This window comes from Burkholderia cenocepacia (assembly GCF_900446215.1).
GTDB lineage: Bacteria > Pseudomonadota > Gammaproteobacteria > Burkholderiales > Burkholderiaceae > Burkholderia > Burkholderia cenocepacia.
On record NZ_UAQZ01000012.1, the window covers coordinates 971,372 to 987,971 of the forward strand.

The 16,600-nt window shown below is 70.6% G+C and carries 14 protein-coding genes; 5 read left to right on the forward strand and 9 right to left on the reverse strand.

All coding sequences use genetic code 11. The annotated features are described in order from the left end of the window. Nucleotides 1-42: 42 nt before the first annotated feature. The 3 genes from xylB to DTA15_RS22075 all read right to left on the reverse strand — a co-directional run bounded on the left by xylB (nt 43) and on the right by DTA15_RS22075 (nt 4,107). Entirely contained in the window at nt 43-1,524 is a 1,482-nt protein-coding gene (xylB, locus tag DTA15_RS22065; protein ID WP_006485856.1) for a xylulokinase, read from the reverse strand. Between the two features lie 104 nt (nt 1,525-1,628). After that, nucleotides 1,629-3,023 carry a D-arabinitol 4-dehydrogenase gene (gene dalD, locus DTA15_RS22070; RefSeq protein WP_012492844.1) on the reverse strand — a complete coding sequence of 465 codons (1,395 nt, stop codon included), beginning with the start codon at nt 3,021-3,023 and terminating at the stop codon, nt 1,629-1,631. Between the two features lie 172 nt (nt 3,024-3,195). Further along, complete coding sequence (locus DTA15_RS22075) at nt 3,196-4,107, reverse strand: LysR family transcriptional regulator (RefSeq protein WP_006485519.1); 912 nt, start codon at nt 4,105-4,107, stop codon at nt 3,196-3,198. Nucleotides 4,108-4,206: 99 nt separating this feature from the next. On the opposite strand from DTA15_RS22075, the gene mdlC reads away from it, so the two are divergent. The 4 genes from mdlC to DTA15_RS22095 all read left to right on the forward strand — a co-directional run bounded on the left by mdlC (nt 4,207) and on the right by DTA15_RS22095 (nt 9,915). Next, nucleotides 4,207-5,811: a benzoylformate decarboxylase gene (gene mdlC, locus DTA15_RS22080; protein WP_012492843.1), complete on the forward strand. Its 1,605-nt coding sequence runs from the start codon at nt 4,207-4,209 to the stop codon at nt 5,809-5,811. A 29-nt stretch (nt 5,812-5,840) separates the two neighbouring features. After that, entirely contained in the window at nt 5,841-7,292 is a 1,452-nt protein-coding gene (locus DTA15_RS22085; protein ID WP_012492842.1) for an aldehyde dehydrogenase, read from the forward strand. Between the two features lie 14 nt (nt 7,293-7,306). Further along, complete coding sequence (locus DTA15_RS22090; RefSeq protein WP_006482478.1) at nt 7,307-8,251, forward strand: ketopantoate reductase family protein; 945 nt, start codon at nt 7,307-7,309, stop codon at nt 8,249-8,251. 257 nt (nt 8,252-8,508) lie between these two features. Then, on the forward strand, nt 8,509-9,915 hold the full coding sequence (locus DTA15_RS22095) for an MFS transporter (RefSeq protein ID WP_034178426.1): 1,407 nt from the start codon (nt 8,509-8,511) through the stop codon (nt 9,913-9,915). Between the two features lie 20 nt (nt 9,916-9,935). On the opposite strand, the gene kynA is transcribed toward DTA15_RS22095, so the two are convergent. From kynA to kynB, 3 genes are all read right to left on the reverse strand, one after another. After that, nucleotides 9,936-10,871 (reverse strand): tryptophan 2,3-dioxygenase, encoded by a 936-nt coding sequence (gene kynA, locus DTA15_RS22100; protein ID WP_006482479.1) that lies wholly within the window; start codon nt 10,869-10,871, stop codon nt 9,936-9,938. A 90-nt stretch (nt 10,872-10,961) separates the two neighbouring features. Continuing rightward, nucleotides 10,962-12,215 (reverse strand): kynureninase, encoded by a 1,254-nt coding sequence (gene kynU / locus DTA15_RS22105; RefSeq protein WP_012492839.1) that lies wholly within the window; start codon nt 12,213-12,215, stop codon nt 10,962-10,964. A gap of 27 nt (nt 12,216-12,242) precedes the next feature. Then, complete coding sequence (gene kynB, locus DTA15_RS22110) at nt 12,243-12,884, reverse strand: arylformamidase (protein WP_012492838.1); 642 nt, start codon at nt 12,882-12,884, stop codon at nt 12,243-12,245. A gap of 129 nt (nt 12,885-13,013) precedes the next feature. On the opposite strand from kynB, the gene DTA15_RS22115 reads away from it, so the two are divergent. Then, entirely contained in the window at nt 13,014-13,514 is a 501-nt protein-coding gene (locus tag DTA15_RS22115) for an Lrp/AsnC family transcriptional regulator (protein ID WP_006477992.1), read from the forward strand. Here DTA15_RS22115 and DTA15_RS22120 read toward each other — a convergent pair. From DTA15_RS22120 to DTA15_RS22130, 3 genes are all read right to left on the reverse strand, one after another. Continuing rightward, on the reverse strand, nt 13,501-14,010 hold the full coding sequence (locus DTA15_RS22120) for a flavin reductase family protein (protein ID WP_006482487.1): 510 nt from the start codon (nt 14,008-14,010) through the stop codon (nt 13,501-13,503). The genes DTA15_RS22115 and DTA15_RS22120 overlap by 14 nt on opposite strands. A 280-nt stretch (nt 14,011-14,290) precedes the next feature. Continuing rightward, a complete protein-coding gene (locus DTA15_RS22125; protein ID WP_006482477.1) occupies nt 14,291-14,956 on the reverse strand; it encodes a hypothetical protein in 666 nt (221 codons plus the stop codon). Then, nucleotides 14,953-16,359: a selenium-binding protein SBP56-related protein gene (locus DTA15_RS22130; protein ID WP_006482492.1), complete on the reverse strand. Its 1,407-nt coding sequence runs from the start codon at nt 16,357-16,359 to the stop codon at nt 14,953-14,955. Before DTA15_RS22130 ends, DTA15_RS22125 begins: the two co-directional genes overlap by 4 nt. Between the last annotated feature and the right edge of the window lie 241 nt (nt 16,360-16,600).

Here is a 16,600-nt window from a genome sequence, read left to right on the forward strand (position 1 = left end):
TGTCGCGCGCGCGGCCGGCGGCCGGTCGCGCGAGCGCGGCGCCTACGCGAGTCGTGCGCGCGACGGTTCGTACAGCGGCCGCACGTGGCGGTACAGCGTGCGGAACGCGTCGAGGCGTTCGCGCAGCCGCGCATGGCGGGCGGCGTCCGGCGCGTATTCGGCGCGTACCGGCGGCTTGGTCAGCACCGTATGCGGATCGCCGCCGACGGCCAGCCAGCCGAGCCGTGCCGCGCCGAGCGCCGCGCCGGTTTCGCCGCCGCCGTGCTGACGCGTGCGCACGTTCAGCGCGTCCGCGATCAGTTGCGCCCAGAACGCGCTGCGCGCGCCGCCGCCGATCAGCGACAACTGGTCGGTCTCGACGCCGGCCGCGTGCAGCGCGTCGAGACCGTCGGCGAGGCCGAGCGTCACGCCTTCGAGCACCGCGTAGCCGAGGTGCGCGCGGTCGGTTGCGTGCGTCATGCCGAAGAACGCGCCTTGCGCGTACGGATCGTTGTGCGGCGTGCGCTCGCCCGACAGGTAGGGCAGGAACAGCGGCGCCGCCGCGAGTGCGTCGGCGTCGAGCGCCTCGACTTCGGCGAGCAGCGCGGGCTCGTCGGTGCCGGTCAGCTTGCAGACCCAGCGCAGGCAACTCGCGGCCGACAGCACGACGCTCATCAGTTGCCAGCGGTCGGGAATCGCATGACAGAACGCATGCACGGCCGACGCGGGGTTCGGCATGAAGCGGTCGCCGACCACGCTCAGCACGCCGGACGTGCCGAGCGACACGAAGCCGTCGCCCGCGTGGATCGCGCCGATGCCGAGCGCGCTCGTCGCGTTGTCGCCGCCGCCGCCCGCGACCACGACGGCCTCGGACAGCCCCAGTTCGCGCGCGACGTCCGCGCGCAACGTGCCGGACGGCGCGTTGCCTTCGACGATGCGCGGCATCTGCCCGCGCGTCATCCGGCACGCGTCGAGCAGCGCATCGGACCAGTCGCGGCGCGCGACGTCGAGCCACAGCGTGCCGGCCGCGTCCGACGGATCGGACACTTTCGCGCCGGTCAGCCGGAATCGCAGGTAGTCCTTCGGCATCAGCACGCACGCGGTCGCCGCGAACACGTCGGGCTCGTGCTTCGCGACCCACAGCAGTTTCGGCGCGGTGAAGCCGGGCATCGCGAGGTTGCCGGCCAGTGCGTGGAGATCGGGCGCGCGTTCGGTGAGCAGCGCGCATTCGTCGGCGCTGCGCATGTCGTTCCACAGGATCGCGGGGCGCAGCACGCGATCGTCGCGGCCGAGCAGCACGGCGCCGTGCATCTGGCCCGACAGGCCGATGCCGCGTACCTGCGCGAACGCCTGCGGGTGCCGTTCGCGCAGCGCGGCGAGCGCGGCGAGCGTGCCTCGCCACCAGTCGTCCGGATGCTGTTCGGCCCAGCGCGGATGCGGTCGCGACACGCTGAACGGCGAGCCGGCGGTGCCGACGACCGCGCCGTCCGGGGCGAGCAGCAGCACCTTCACTTCCGAGGTGCCGAGGTCGATGCCGAGATACATGAGCGATCCGTTCCGTCAGAGAGGAGCCGCTACTTTAGCCGTGCCGCACGGCATGTGCCAAGCGGGTTCGCCCGGTGGCGCGGCCGGGCGCCGCGCGCGGGTCATCAGCGTGCGGCGAGCCATGCGTCGACGCGCGCGAGCCCGGCGCGCAGCGCGTCGAACAGCGCCGCGTTGCCGGCGAGCGAGCCCCACAGCGCGCGGTTCGCGCCGAGCGCGACAACGGGGTCTGCGGCCCCGACGATCGCGCGGGCGCTGCTGTCGTCCATCACGCCGTCCTGGTACGCATACGGCAGCGTGCCGCGCGCCCAGCGTTCGAGAAAGCGCAGGAACAGTGCGGGCAGCACGGCGGTGGCGATGGGTGCCGCGCCGCGCGCGAACGATTCGACGAGCGTCGGCGCGATGAAACCGGGGATCTTCGAGAAACCGTCGGCCGCGACGCGCTGGTTCGTGTCGAGCACGTACGGATTGCCGAAGCGCTCCAGCACGACGTCGCGGTAGCGCGCGAGATCGAGCGGGCTCGGCGTGAGGCACGGGATCACGTCCTGCGTCACGTAGTCGTGCGCGAAGCGGCGGATCGCCGGGTCGTGCGTGCCTTCGTGGATGTAGGTATGGCCCGCGAGCGTGCCGGCCCATGCGATGCAGCTGTGCGTCGCGTTGAGGATGCGGATCTTCGCTTCCTCGTACGGATGCACGTCGTCGACGAGTTCGGCGCCGGCCAGCTCCCAGCGTGGCCGGCCGGCCGCGAAACGGTCCTCGATCACCCACTGGATGAACGATTCGCCCATCACCGGGCACGCATCGTCGACGCCGGTGGCCACGAGGACGCGCTCGCGCACGTCGGCGGTCGGGCGCGGCGTGATGCGGTCGACCATCGCGCTGGGCGTCGCGACGTGCGCATCGAACCACGCGAGCAGGCCGCCTTCGCCGCGCCGTTCGAGGAATTCGCGCATGCCGGCGCGAAAGCGAGCGCCGTTGTTGCGCAGGTTGTCGCAGCTTTGCAGCGTGAGCGGGCCCGCGCCGCGCTTCACGCGTTCGGCGAGCAGCGCCGCGAGCGCGCCGTACAGCGTCGTGCGCGCGCCCTGCAGGTCGGCGGCGAGATCGGCATTGGCGACGTCGAGCCGGTTGTGTTCGTCGAGGTAGTAGCCGCCTTCGGTGACGGTGAACGACACGATCCGGCAGGCCGGATCGGCGCCGGCGTCGATCAGTGCGGCAAGGTCGATCGACCACGGCAGCACGCGCGTGATCGCGCGGATCGTCTCGTACGCGCGCTCGCCCTGCGGGGTGACGGTTTCGAGCGTGTACGCGCCGTGCTGCGCGGCGAGCGCGTCCATCGTCGCGCGCATGTCGTCGCGGATGTTGCCGACGGTCAGCGACCAGCGCTCGTCGGCCGGCACGGCGGCGTTCACGCGGTGCAGATACCACGCCTGATGCGCGCGGTGAAACGAGCCGGCGCCGATGTGCAGCAGCACGGGCGCGTGGGCGGAGGGCGATTCGCTCATCCGGTGTCTCCTTTTCCTGCTTGTCTGTCCTGTCGAATACGATCATTTGCTCTTTATGTGAGCGAATGATCGTATTCGGGCGAACGAAAGTCAAGGCGGGGACGCGGCATTTCGATGGTGCGCTGCGGCGGCGCGCGGGCAGGGCGGACGCGGAGCCGGCAGGAAACGAACGTCAGCGTCCTTCGCGCGTGAGCGCGACGAGTTCGTCGAGCAGCTTGCCGGCCGGCCCCGGCAGGATGCCGTGGCGGCGCCGGAACGCGGTGAGCGTGCGCACCGCGACCACTTCGCGCACGGGCAGCGTGTCGATCGTGCCGGCGCGCTGCTCGGCGCCGACCATCGGCTCGGCCATCCAGCTCAGGAAACCGGCGTGCGCGACCAGGCTTTTGAGCGTCGTGACCGAGCGCGTCTCGACCGCGATGTCGGGCAGCGGCAGCCCGTGCGCGTCGAAGGTCGCGCGCATGTGGTCGAACGGCGCGGTGCCGCGCGGCGGAATCGCCCAGCGCGCGTGCAGCGTATCGGCGAGCGTCGGCGGGCGGCCGAGCGCGCGCAGCGGATGGTGCGGCGCCGCAACGATATGGCTGCGGTCTTCCCAGCGGCACTCGGGAATCGCGACGATCTCGTCGGTATCGGGCCCGTGCGCGGACAGCGCGAGGTCGATCTCGTGCTTGATCAGCCCTTCCGCGAGCCGGTCCCACACGCCTTCGATGATCTCGACGCGCAGGTTCGGCCAGCGGTCGAGCACGCGGCCGACTGCGATCGGCAGCACGAGGCTCGCGATGCTGCCCACCGCGCCGACCTTGATCGTGCCCTTCGCGAAGCCGCGCATCGCGTCGAGCTCCTCGCGCGCATGCTCGGCCTCATGCTGCAGCAGCGTCGCATGCGGCAGCAGCGCCTCGCCGAACGCGGTGAGCTGCACGCCCTTCGAATGGCGCTCGAACAGCGGCGCGCCGACCTGTTCCTCCAGCCGCTTCAGGATCCGGCTCAACGCCGGCTGCGTGACGTGCAGCGCGTCGGCCGCGCGGCCGAGGCTGCCGGACGCGACGATCGTCGTGAACGCGCGTAATTGTCGGAGATCGAAAGTCATGCCGAATCGTAATGGCTTTTTGCAGAAAATACAGTATCCGAGAATGGCTTGCACTTCGATACTGTGGAAACCGCCCAGTCATCGAGGAGACACCCGAGCATGTCCGGCCATCCGCCCCCTTCCGCATCGATCACCGTCCGCGACGCGGTCGTCGACCTGCTCCGGCAGTTCGGCATCGACCGCGTGTTCGGCAATCCCGGTTCGACCGAGCTGCCGATGTTCCGCGACTTCCCCGACGATTTCCGCTACGTGCTCGGCCTGCACGAAGCCGTCGTGGTCGGGATGGCCGACGGCCATGCACAGGCCACCGGCAATGCGGCGGTCGTCAACCTGCATTCGGCGGCGGGTGTCGGCAACGCGATGGGCAATCTGTTTACCGCGTTCAAGAACCGCACCCCGCTGATCGTCACCGCGGGCCAGCAGGCGCGCGCGATTCTGCCGTTCGATCCGTTCCTCGGCGCGACGCAGGCCGCCGAGCTGCCGAAGCCGTACGTGAAATGGAGCATCGAGCCGGCGCGGGCGCAGGACGTGCCGGCCGCGATCGCGCGCGCGTACCGCATCGCGATGCAGGAGCCGCGCGGCCCCGTGTTCGTGTCGATCCCGGTCGACGACTGGGACCAGCCGGCCGAACGGCTGCCGCGGCGCGACGTCAGCAGCATCGTGCGGCCCGATCCCGACGCGCTCGCGCGGCTCGGCGACGCGCTCGACGCCGCGCGGCGCCCGGCGTTCGTGGTCGGCGCGGCCGTCGATCGCGCGGGAGCATGGGACGACGTCGTGCGCCTGGCCGAGCGGCACCGGGCGCGCGTGTACGTCGCGCCGATGTCGGGGCGCTGCAGCTTTCCGGAAGACCATCCGCTGTTCGCCGGCTTCCTGCCCGCGATTCGCGAGAAGATCATCGCGCGGCTCGACGGGCACGATCTCGTGTTCGCGTTCGGCGCGCCCGCGTTCACCTATCACATCGAAGGCTTCGGCCCGCACGTGCCGCCGGGCGCGACGCTCGTGCAGCTCGTCGACGATCCGGGCGTCGCCGCGTGGACGCCGTCGGGCGATGCGGTCGTCGGCAATTTGCGGCTCGCCGCGCGCGACCTGCTCGCGCGACCGGCGCCGCCCGAGCGGCCGATGCCCGCGGCGCGCGCGCCGCGGGTACGCGTCGACGCGCCCGCCGCCGGCGAGCGCATGTCGGTCGCGTTCGCGCTGCAGACGCTCGCCGACGTGCGCGACGCGTCCGACATCGTCGTCGAGGAGGCGCCGAGCGCGCGGCCGGTGATGCAGGAGCATCTGCCGTTCACGCGCAGCGGCACGTTCTACACGATGGACAGCGGCGGGCTCGGCTACGGGATGCCGGCCGCGGTCGGCGTCGCGCTCGCGCAGCCGGGCCGGCGCGTGATCGGGCTGATCGGCGACGGCTCGAGCCTGTATTCGATCCAGGCGTTGTGGAGCGCCGCGCAGCTGAAACTGCCGATCACGTTCGTGATCCTGAACAACCGGCGTTACGCGGCGCTGCAGGATTTCGCGCCCGTGTTCGGCTTTGGTCCGGGCGACCCGGTGCAGGGCACCGAGCTGCCCGACCTGGATTTCGTCGCGCTCGCGCAAGGGATGGGCTGCCGCGGCGTGCGCGTCGCCGAAGCGGCGAAGCTGCGCGACACGCTGACCGACGCGCTGCGTGCCGCGACGCCGGTCGTCGTCGAAGTCGAGATTGCGTGACGCGCCGCGCGCGTCCTTCCGGAGATTCCATGCAAACCGTAGCGATGCTGATCGGCGGCGAACGCCGCCACTCGTCCGGCGGCGCGACCTTCGTGCGCCGCAACCCGCTCGACGGCCAAGTCGCGTCCGAAGCGCCCGCATGCACCGTCGACGATGCGCGCGCGGCGGCCGATGCGGCTGCCCGTGCATTTCCCGACTGGGCCGCGCTCGGGCCCGGCGCGCGGCGCGCCTTGCTGCTGAAGGCGGCCGCCGCGCTCGAAGCGAAGCACGACCAGTTCGTTGCGGCGATGGCGGCCGAGACGGGGGCGTCCGCGCTGTGGGCCGGCTTCAACGTTCACCTCGCGGCGAGCGGGCTCGTCGAGGCCGCGTCGCTCACCACGCAGGTCGGCGGCGAGCTGATTCCGTCCGACGTGCCGGGCTCGCTCGCGATGGGCGTGCGGCAACCGGCCGGCGTCGTGCTCGGCATCGCGCCGTGGAACGCGCCGGTGATCCTCGCGACGCGCGCGCTCGCGCTGCCGCTCGCGTGCGGCAACACGGTCGTGCTGAAGGGCTCGGAGCTGTGTCCCGTCACGCACGGGCTGATCGTCGAGGCGCTGCAGGAGGCCGGACTGCCGCCGGGCGTCGTCAACTTCGTGACGAACGCGCCCGACGATGCGGGCGCCGTCGTCGATGCGCTGATCGCGCATCCGGCCGTGCGCCGCGTGAATTTCACCGGCTCGACGCGGGTCGGGCGGCTCGTCGCGCAAGCGTGCGCGCGTCACCTGAAGCCGTCGGTGCTGGAACTCGGCGGCAAGGCGCCGTTCGTCGTGCTCGACGATGCCGATCTCGACGCGGCGGTCGCCGCGGCCGCATTCGGCGCATTCGCGAATTCCGGGCAGATCTGCATGTCGACCGAGCGCATCGTCGTCGACGCGGCGATCGCCGATGCGTTCGTCTCGAAGCTCGCCGACAAGGCCGCGTCGCTGCCGCTCGGCGATCCGCGCAACGGGCCCGTCGTGCTCGGTTCGCTGATCGACACGAAGGCGGTCGAGCGCTGCAACGCGCTGATCGACGATGCGCTCGCGCACGGCGCGACGCTGCTGTGCGGCGGCAAGGCCGACACCACGCTGTTCCCGGCGACGCTGCTCGACCATGTGACGCCGGCGATGCGCATCTACGCGGAAGAATCGTTCGGCCCGGTGAAGGGCATCGTGCGCGTCGACGGCGAGGAGGCCGCGATCCGTTGCGCGAACGACAACGCGTTCGGGCTGGCGTCGGCCGTGTTCAGCCGCGACGTCGCGCGGGCGCTGCGCGTCGCGGCGCGCATCGAATCGGGCATCTGTCACGTGAACGGCCCGACCGTGCACGACGAGGCGCAGATGCCGTTCGGCGGCGTGAAGGACAGCGGTTTCGGCCACTTCGGCGGCAAGGCAGGCATCGCCGCGTTCACCGACCTGCGCTGGATCACCGTGCAGACGGCGCCGCGCCACTATCCGTTCTGACGAGGCCGCCGACGATGAGAATTGCAATTCTGGGCGCCGGCGCGATGGGCTCGCTGTTCGGCGCGCGGCTGGCCGAAAGCGGCGAAGCCGTCACGCTGATCGACGTGAACGATGCGCATCTCGATGCGATCCGCCGCGACGGGCTGCGCATCGACGACGACCGCGGCGAACGACGCATTCGCACGCTGCAGGCCGTGCGGCCGGACGCCGCGAATGCGGCCGCGGCCGCCGCGCCCGACACACCGTTCGATCTGCTGATCGTTTTCACCAAATCGCTGCACACGCGCGCCGCGCTCGACGGCGTGCGCGCGCTGCTGACGCCGGACACGTTCGTGCTGACGTTGCAGAACGGGCTCGGCAACGTCGAGACGCTGAATGCGTTCGTGCCGCTCGAGCGCATCCTGGTCGGCGTGACGACGTGGCCGGCCGATGCGGCCGGGCCCGCGCACGTGCGCTCGCACGGCGCCGGCACGATCCGCATGATGACGGCCGACGGCGCGGCACGCCCGTTCGCGACGGCCGTGGCCGACACGCTGTCGCGCGCGGGGCTCGCCTGCACGCTCGATGCCGACGTGTGGGCCGCGATCTGGGAGAAGGTCGCGTTCAACGCGGCGCTCAACACGCTGTGCGCGACGACGGGTTGCACCGTCGATCAGCTCGGCCATCATCAGGACGGGCCGCGGCTCGCGCTGGCGATCGCGGCCGAGACGGCCGCCGTCGCGCGCGCGAAGGGCATTGCGGTCGACGGCGAGCGCGTCGCACGCAACGTCGAGCATGCGATTCGCGACCATCGCGGCCATCGCCCGTCGATGCTGCAGGACGTGCTCGCGGGCCGCCGCACCGAAATCGACGCGATCAGCGGCAAGGTCGTCGCGGCCGCGCGCGAAGCGGGCGTCGCGGTGCCGCATGCCGAGACGCTGCTCGCGCTCGTCCGGTTGATCGACGCACGGACGAACTGAGCCACAGGCCGGCGGCCGGCTCGCGCCGCATGACGATACGGAGGCCGCGCCCGTGGGGCGACGGCGCCGGGTCGTGAAGGGTGGAACAAGACGCCGACGCCGATGCACGGGCGCCGGTCGATGCACAGCACGAGATCCGGGCACGCATGCGCGCCAGCCCGGACAACCGGAGACGCCATGAAAACCATCGAATGCCGTTGTCTTGCCGCGCGCCGTTCGCGCACGTTGCCGCCGACGTGCGGCGCCCGGGAGGCCGCATGAGCACGCACGACGCACTGGATGGCCGGCGGCCGCCGTCGATCGACATCGGCACGACGCTCGACGACGGGCCGTTCACGCTGATGCAGCGCTGCGTGGTGCTGCTCGCCGCGCTCGCGATCGTGCTCGACGGGTTCGACGGCCAGCTGATCGGCTTCGCGATTCCCGTGCTGATCCGCGAATGGGGTATCACGCGCGGCGCGTTCGCGCCGGCCGTCGCGGCGGGGCTGGTCGGGATGGGCATCGGCAGCGCGTGCGCGGGGCTCGTCGCGGACCGCTTCGGCCGCCGCCAGGCCGTGATCGGCAGCGTGTTCCTGTTCGGCCTCGCGACCTGCGCGATCGGGTTCGCGCCCGACGTCGCGACGATCGCGATGCTGCGCTTTTGCGCCGGGCTCGGGATCGGCGGCGCGTTGCCGACGGCCACGACGATGACCGCCGAATACACGCCCGCGCGGCGCCGCACGATGATGGTGACCGCGACGATCGTCTGCGTGCCGCTCGGCGGGATGCTGGCCGGCCTGTTCGCGCACGAGGTGCTGCCGCGCTACGGCTGGCGCGGGCTGTTCTTCGCGGGCGGCGCGTTGCCGCTCGTGCTCGGCTTCGTGCTGATGCGCGCGTTGCCCGAGTCGCCGCGCTATCTCGCGCGACGCCCCGCACGCTGGCCGGAACTCGGCGCGCTGCTCGCGCGGATGCAGCGGCCGGTCGCGCCGGGCACCGTGTTCACCGATACGAAGGACGCCCGCGCGCCGGGCAGCCGCGGGGGCTTCGGCGCGCTGTTCGCGAGCGGCCAGGCGCGCGACACGATCGCGCTGTGGTGCGCGTTCTTCATGTGCCTGCTCGCCGTGTACGCGGCGTTCAGCTGGCTGCCGACGATGCTCGCGGCGAGCGGGTTGAGCGTGTCGGTCGCGGGCTCGGGGCTCACCGCGTACAACCTCGGCGGCGTGATCGGCGCGTTGTTGTGCGCATGGGCGATCGCGCATGCGGGCTCGCGCTGGCCGCTCGCGCTGTGCAGCATCGGCGGCGCGGCGAGCGCGGTGTGGCTGATGGGTGTCGATGCGAGCCGCCATACGGGTTGGCTGATCGTCGGGCTCGGCCTGCACGGGCTATTCGTCAACGCGGTGCAGTCGACGATGTATGCGCTGTGCGCGTACATCTATCCGACGGCCGTGCGTGCGACAGGCACCGCGAGTGCGCTCGCGTTCGGCCGGCTCGGCGCGATTCTCAGCGCATTCGCGGGCGCGATCGTGATCACGGCGGGCGGCGCGGGCGCGTATCTGACGATGCTGGCCGTGGCGATGGGCGTGGTGTGCGTCGCGCTGCTCGCGGTGCGGCGGCACATTCCGCGGCTGTCGCGCGTGCCCGCGCCGCCGCGCGAAGGGGAGGAACTCGCCCGCCCGTCGTCGTGACGGCGGGCGCGTGACGTGCGTTACAGCGTGGTGCGCACGTGCCAGAGCTCGGGGAACAGCACGACGTCGAGCATCTTGCGCAGGTACGGCGCGCCGCTCGTGCCGCCGGTGCCCTGCTTGAAGCCGATGATGCGTTCGACCGTCGTCACGTGACGGAAGCGCCACTGACGGAACGCATCCTCGAGATCGACCAGTTCCTCGGCCATCTCGTACAGCTCCCAGTGCTGCTGCGGATGACGATAGACCTCGAGCCACGCGGCTTCGACCGTCTCGTCGTGCCGCATCGGCTGCGTCCAGTCGCGCTCGAGCCGCTCGGGCGCGATCGGGAACCCGCGCCGCGCGAGCAGGCGCACGACCTCGTCGTAGAACGACGGCGCCTCGAGCGTCGCGCGCACCTGTTCGAGGATGTCGGGCCGGTGCGCATGCGGCTGCAGCATCTGCGCGTTCTTGTTGCCGAGCAGGAATTCGAGCTGGCGATACTGGTACGACTGGAAGCCCGACGACTGGCCGAGATACGGCCGCATCGCCGAATACTCGGACGGCGTCATCGTCGACAGCACGTTCCACGCCTGTACCAGCTGCTCGAGGATGCGCGACACGCGCGCGAGCATCTTGAACGCGGGCGGCAGCGCGTCCGTGCGCACTGCATCGAGCGCGCCGCGCAATTCGAACAGCGCAAGCTTCATCCACAGCTCGCTCGTCTGATGCTGAATGATGAACAGCATCTCGTTGTGATCGGGCGACAGCGGATGCTGCGCGTCGAGGATCGAATTCAGCGACAGGTAGTCGCCATAGCTCATCGACTTCGAGAAATCGAGCTGCGCGTTGTGCCAGCCGGCTTGAGCGTCGGCCTCGCCCGGCACGTGCGGGGCTTCGTGCGCGGCTTGCGCCGGTTGTGCGGCGCGTGCGCCCGAGAACGGGCAGCCTGCCGGCGCGTCGCCGCCGGGGGGCTGCATATGACCAGAATTCACGACTTTCTCCAGATTTGAATGATGAATGCGCGGCGCGCCGCCGTTGCATGCGGTGCGCGCGCCGCGCAGAACCGGTCAGGTCACCGCGCCGCGTTCGGCGAACTCGGGCGCCTTCCACGCGTCGGTGGCGAGGATGTCGCGCAGCGTCTCGACCGCATCCCACACGTCGGCGAAGCGCGTATAGAGCGGCGTGAAGCCGAAGCGCAGCACGTACGGCTCGCGGTAGTCGCCGATCACGCCGCGCGCGATCAGCGCCTGCATCACTTCGTAGCCGTGCGGATGCTCGAAGCTCGCCTGCGAGCCGCGCTGGTGATGCGCACGCGGCGTGACGAGCTTCAGCGACAGGCCCGCGCAGCGCGCTTCGACGAGCGCGATGAAGGCATCGGTCAACGCGAGCGACTTGCGGCGGATCGCGTCCATGTCGGTCTGCAGGAACACGTCGAGCCCGCATTCGACCATCGACATCGACACGATCGGCTGCGTGCCGCACAGGAAGCGCGCGATGCCCGGATCGGGCGCGAAGCCCGGCTGCATCGCGAACGGCGCGCGGTGGCCCCACCAGCCGGACAGCGGCTGCGAGAAATGCGCGAGATGGCGTTGCGGCACCCACACGAACGCGGGCGAGCCGGGGCCGCCGTTCAGGTACTTGTACGTGCAGCCGACCGCACCGTCCGCGCGCGCGCCGTTCAGGTCGACCGGCACTGCGCCGGCCGAGTGCGCGAGATCCCACAGCATCAGCGCGCCCGCGTCGTGCACCAGCTGTGTGACGGCCGGCATGTCGTGCATGTAGCCGGTGCGGTAGTTCACGTGCGTGATCATCGCGACGGCCGTGTCCGCGCCGAGCGCGCCGGGCAGGTCGGCCGGATCGTCGATCAGGCGCAGCGTGTAGCCGCCGCCGAGCTGGTCGATCAGCCCCTGCGCGATGTACAGGTCGGTCGGGAAGTTCGAGCGCTCCGACACGATCACCCGGCGCTCGGGCGCACGCTCGGCCTGGTGGCGCAGCATCGCCGACAGCAGCTTGAACAGGTTGATCGAGATGGTGTCGGTGACGACCGTCTCGCCGGGCGCGCCGCCGATCAGCGTCGCGAGCTTGTCGCCGAGGCGGCGCGGCAGCGCGAACCAGCCGGCCGTGTTCCAGCTGCGGATCAGGCCTTCGCCCCATTCGGCGCCGATCACCTGCTGCGCGCGGGCGGCCGATGCACGTGGCTGCGCGCCGAGCGAGTTGCCGTCGAGGTAGATCACGCCGTCCGGCAGCGAGAACTGGTCGCGCAGCGGGGCCAGCGGGTCGTCGCGGTCGAGCGCGAGCGCGTCTTCACGGGTCTTGATCATCATGATGTGAGGTCGTAGGTCGGGTAATCAGGAAGCCTGCGCGGGCAGCGCGCGCAGCACCGCACGCACGGGGCTCGCGTCGAGCGTCGCGAATTTGAGCGGCAGTGCGATCAGTTCGTAGTCGCCGGGCGGCACGTCGTCGAGCACGATGCCTTCGAGGATCGCCATCCGGTGCGCGCGCACGCGGCGATGCGCATCCATCGTCTTCGATTCCTGCGGGTCGAGCGACGGCGTATCGATGCCGATCAGCTTCACGCCGTGCGCGGCGAGCAGGTCGACGGTGTCGGGCGCGACCGCGCAGAAATTGCTGTCCCATTGCTCGACCGCGGCGCGCGCATACGTGCGCAGCAGCACGCGCGGCGGTACGCCGTCGAGCGCGGCTTCCACGTCGGCCGGGCGCACGACCGGCGCCGCGCCGATGCAATGGATCACGCGGCACGGGCCGAGATAGGTGTCGAGCGGCACCGCGCCGATCGGCGCGCCGTCGGCGTCGTAGTGCAGCGGCGCGTCGCAGTGCGCGCCCGTGTGCGGCGACAGCGTCAGGCGCGCGACGTTGACCGGCGAACCGGCCTCCATCCGCCATACGCGCTCGACGGCAACCGGCGTATCGCCCGGCCACACGGGGGTGGCGGGGCTGACGGGCGGTGAGATGTCCCAGAGTGTGTCCATGGCATGACGAAGCGTGAGTCGATCCTTCGAATGATAGGTGGACGCTCGCAGAAAGTGCTTGCGAAATAAACATGGACAATCCGCCGGATTGGCAGATAATTCGACTCAGAGGGAAAACGGGGACCAAAAATGCACGCGATCACGCTCGATGCCACCGACTGCCGGATTCTGGCGGTACTGCAGGAGGAGGGCAGAATCAGCAATCTCGACCTGGCCGAACGCATCTCGCTTTCGCCATCCGCCTGCCTGCGCCGCATGCGCCTGCTCGAGGAGCAGGGCGTGATCGAGCACTATCGCGCGTGCCTGAGCCGCGAGAAGCTCGGTTTCGAGCTCGAGGCGTTCGTGCAGGTGTCGATGCGCAACGAAGAGAATCAATGGCACGAGCGCTTCGCGGAAGCGCTGCGCGAATGGCCGGAGGTGGTCGGCGCGTTCGTCGTGACGGGCGAGAGCCACTATCTGCTGCGCGTGCTCGCGCACAACCTCAAGCACTATTCGGATTTCGTGCTGAACCGCCTCTACAAGGCGCCGGGCGTGATGGACATCCGGTCGAACATCGTGCTGCAGACGCTGAAGGACGAAGCCGGCGCGCCGGTCGGGCTCGCGCGCACGGGGGCGATCAAAGCGGTGTGAGGCCGTGGAAGCCGCCGCCGTGGAACACGAGCGGCGGCGCCGTTTCCGTTACGGCGCGCACGCCGCAGCGTTCCACTTCGCCGACAAAGATCACGTGGTCGCCTTCGTCGTAGCGGCTGCGGTTGTGGCATTCGAACCATGCGAGCGCGCCGTCGAGCACGGGCATCCCCGAGTTGCCGGCCGCATGCGCGATCCCTTCGAAGCGGTCGCCCTTGTAGGTCGAGAAGCGCTTGCACAGGTCCAACTGCGACGCCGCGAGCACGTTCACCACGTAATGGCTGTTGCCGCGGAACACCGGCGTCGACGCCGATTTGTGCGCGAGGCTCCACAGCACGAGCGGCGGATCGAGCGACACCGAATTGAACGAACTGGCGGTGATGCCGATCAGCTGGCCGGACGGCGCGCGCGTCGTGATCACCGTCACGCCCGTCGCGAACTGGCCGAGCGCCTGCCGGAAGGCGGCCGAGTCGAAATCCGGCGGATTGGCGTGGCTCATCGGGCAGCCATCCGGAACGGGACGGGCGGGCGCGACACGGCACGGGGGTGACGGGCGCGGCGGACGAAAGACGACGAGGCGGTCGATTGGGAAGGGGTGCGCATGGCCCGATTTTAACGGAATCGAGGGCGCCGGACCCGGTCGGGCGGCGCATCGCGACGGCAGGGTGGCGTAGCGAACACTGCGGCGCGCGGCCGGCAGCGCCGTTCCGTCACGTTTTTTAACGGTGCGGCCGTTGCGCCCGGCACCTCGTCGCGCCAGCGAGCCATCGCTGCCCGCGCTATCGCGCCGCCGCCAGCCCGAGCGACAACGCTCCCGTCACGATCAGGCTCGACGCCCACACCGCATCCAGATTGAACCAGCTCCGCGACACGAACTTCAGCCCGAGATAACGGTACACGAGCCACGCGAGCCCGCCGCCGGCGGCGATCATCGCGGCCGCATGCACGGCGGCGACGACGAGCGCCATGCCGAGATGCGCATCGACGAGCAGCGCCGCCGCGCGGTGGCCGGCATCCCGGTCGAGCCCGCACAGGCCGAGGTAGATCGGCACGAGCATCAGCCCCGCGCCGTGCGCGAGCGCGACCGCGAACGACCACAGGCCGAGCCGCGCCGGCGGAATCCGTGCGAGCGCCCGCGGATGCCGGCGCCGGATCAGCAGTACCGCGCCGAAGCCGATCACGAGCGCGCTCGCGCCGATCCGGATCGCCGACTGCCATGCGAGCAGCGCGGCGAGCAGCCCGAATGGCAGCATCACTGCGAAAACGGCCAGCGCATGACCGAGCGCGAGATAGCCGAGCGCCGCGACGAGCGCGCCGCCGCGGCGCGTCATCAGCGCGTTCGACACCGCGAGCGGCCAGCCCATCGCCGGGTTGAGTCCGTGATAGACGCCGCTCGCGAGCACGGCCGCCCACAGCGCGAACGACGCGTGAAGGCCGGTGCTCAACGCTTGACCGACGGATAGCAGAACGAGTCGGTCGAGCAGTCGCCGCCTTCGAGCCGGATCTGGTGCGCGCGGTAGCCGTCGGGGAACTCGACCCAGTAGTCGTCGGCGAGCGTCAGCCCGCCGTCCGGCCCCGCGTGCGCGAGCACCTGCGCGGCCGGCACGCCGTCCGGATAGAACTGGTCGTCCCACGTCGAATAGAGCGAGTTGGTCCAGTACACGCGCCGGCCGTCGCGACTGATCTCGACCATCTGCGGGCCGCCCGCGAACGTGCGGCCGTTCGAGTGCGGCGCACGGCGCGCGATGCCGCCGATGCGCACCGACCCCGCGAGCACCGGGTGGTGCGGGTCCGACACGTCATACTGGCGCATCTCGCCGGTGCCCCAGCACGACACGTACAGGAAGCGATCGTCGAGCGACAGGTCGATGTCGGTCACGAGCGGCGGCACCGCGCCGAATCCTTGCAGCAGCGGCGGCAGCTCGTCGGCCGCGGCCGGTTCGGCCGGGATCGTCGCGGTTTTCTTCGCATGGAACTTGCCGCCTTCGCGCCACCAGGTCCAGATCGAGCCTTCGAGATTGGTCGTATCGACCACGACGCCGACGAATCCGTATTCGCGCACCGGGTCGTGCGCGGGCCGCACCTCGAGCGCCATCTGGTGCTGCGCGCCGAGATCGATCGTCTGCACGTTGCGCCGCGCGCGCAGGTCCCAGAAATGCAGCCGGTGCCCGTACTTGTTCGCGAGCAGATCCTCCGGGACGATCCCGTTCTCGAATTGCGGCGGCAGCGCCCATTCGCTCGACACCATGTAGTCGCGCGGCAGGTTCCACCAGAAGTCGTAATGCTTGTCCTGCGGGCCGCGGTCGATCTCCCAGCGGCCGAGCACGTCGAAGGTCTCGCAATCCATGATGAAGATGCCAGGCGCGCCGTCGGTGCCGTCCTTGCCCGCGCCGCCCAGCGTGCTCACGTAGATGCCCTCGGGTCCGCAATGCACGGTGTGCGGTCGCGAATAGCCGGTCTTCGCGAAGATTTCGTCGGGCTCGATGATCTTGTGGATGCGCGCCTGCGTCGGATGCGGCTTCGTGTCGATCACGTAGATGCGCGACGAGCGCAGGCCGGGAATGATCAGGAAGCGGCGCTCGAGGAACGCATGGCCGGTCAGCGGCGACAGCGACGACGAGCACGCATTCCAGCCGAAGTGGTGAAACTCGTCGCCGGTGTTCGGCATCGTCACCGTGTGCACGATCTTGCCGTACGTCGACGAACCGGGCTTCACGTCGATCACGGCCAGCGCGTCGGGTCTGGAAAAATCGGGGCTCAGCAACAACGTATAGGCAAACTCCTCCGCCGGCGCCTGCATCGCAAGTTCGGGCGAAGCGTGAAACGTCGGGTCGGGCCGCATGCTCATGGTGATGTCCTCCGGATGGTGTCGGATCGTGGACGCACGGCCGTTCGTTGCGGACGTGCGGACTGCGGTGGCCGCGCGCGTCGGCGACGCGCGCGATGCCGTGCATCAGGTCGTGAAAGCGGGAAAAGGCGAGGGGGTGCCGCGCGGCGCGCTCCGCGAAACCGGCGCGCGCCACTGCGATGGTGCGATCGACGGAGCGGCGACCGGGCCCGCGACGCAGGCGATGTCTGTTAAGGCGTGC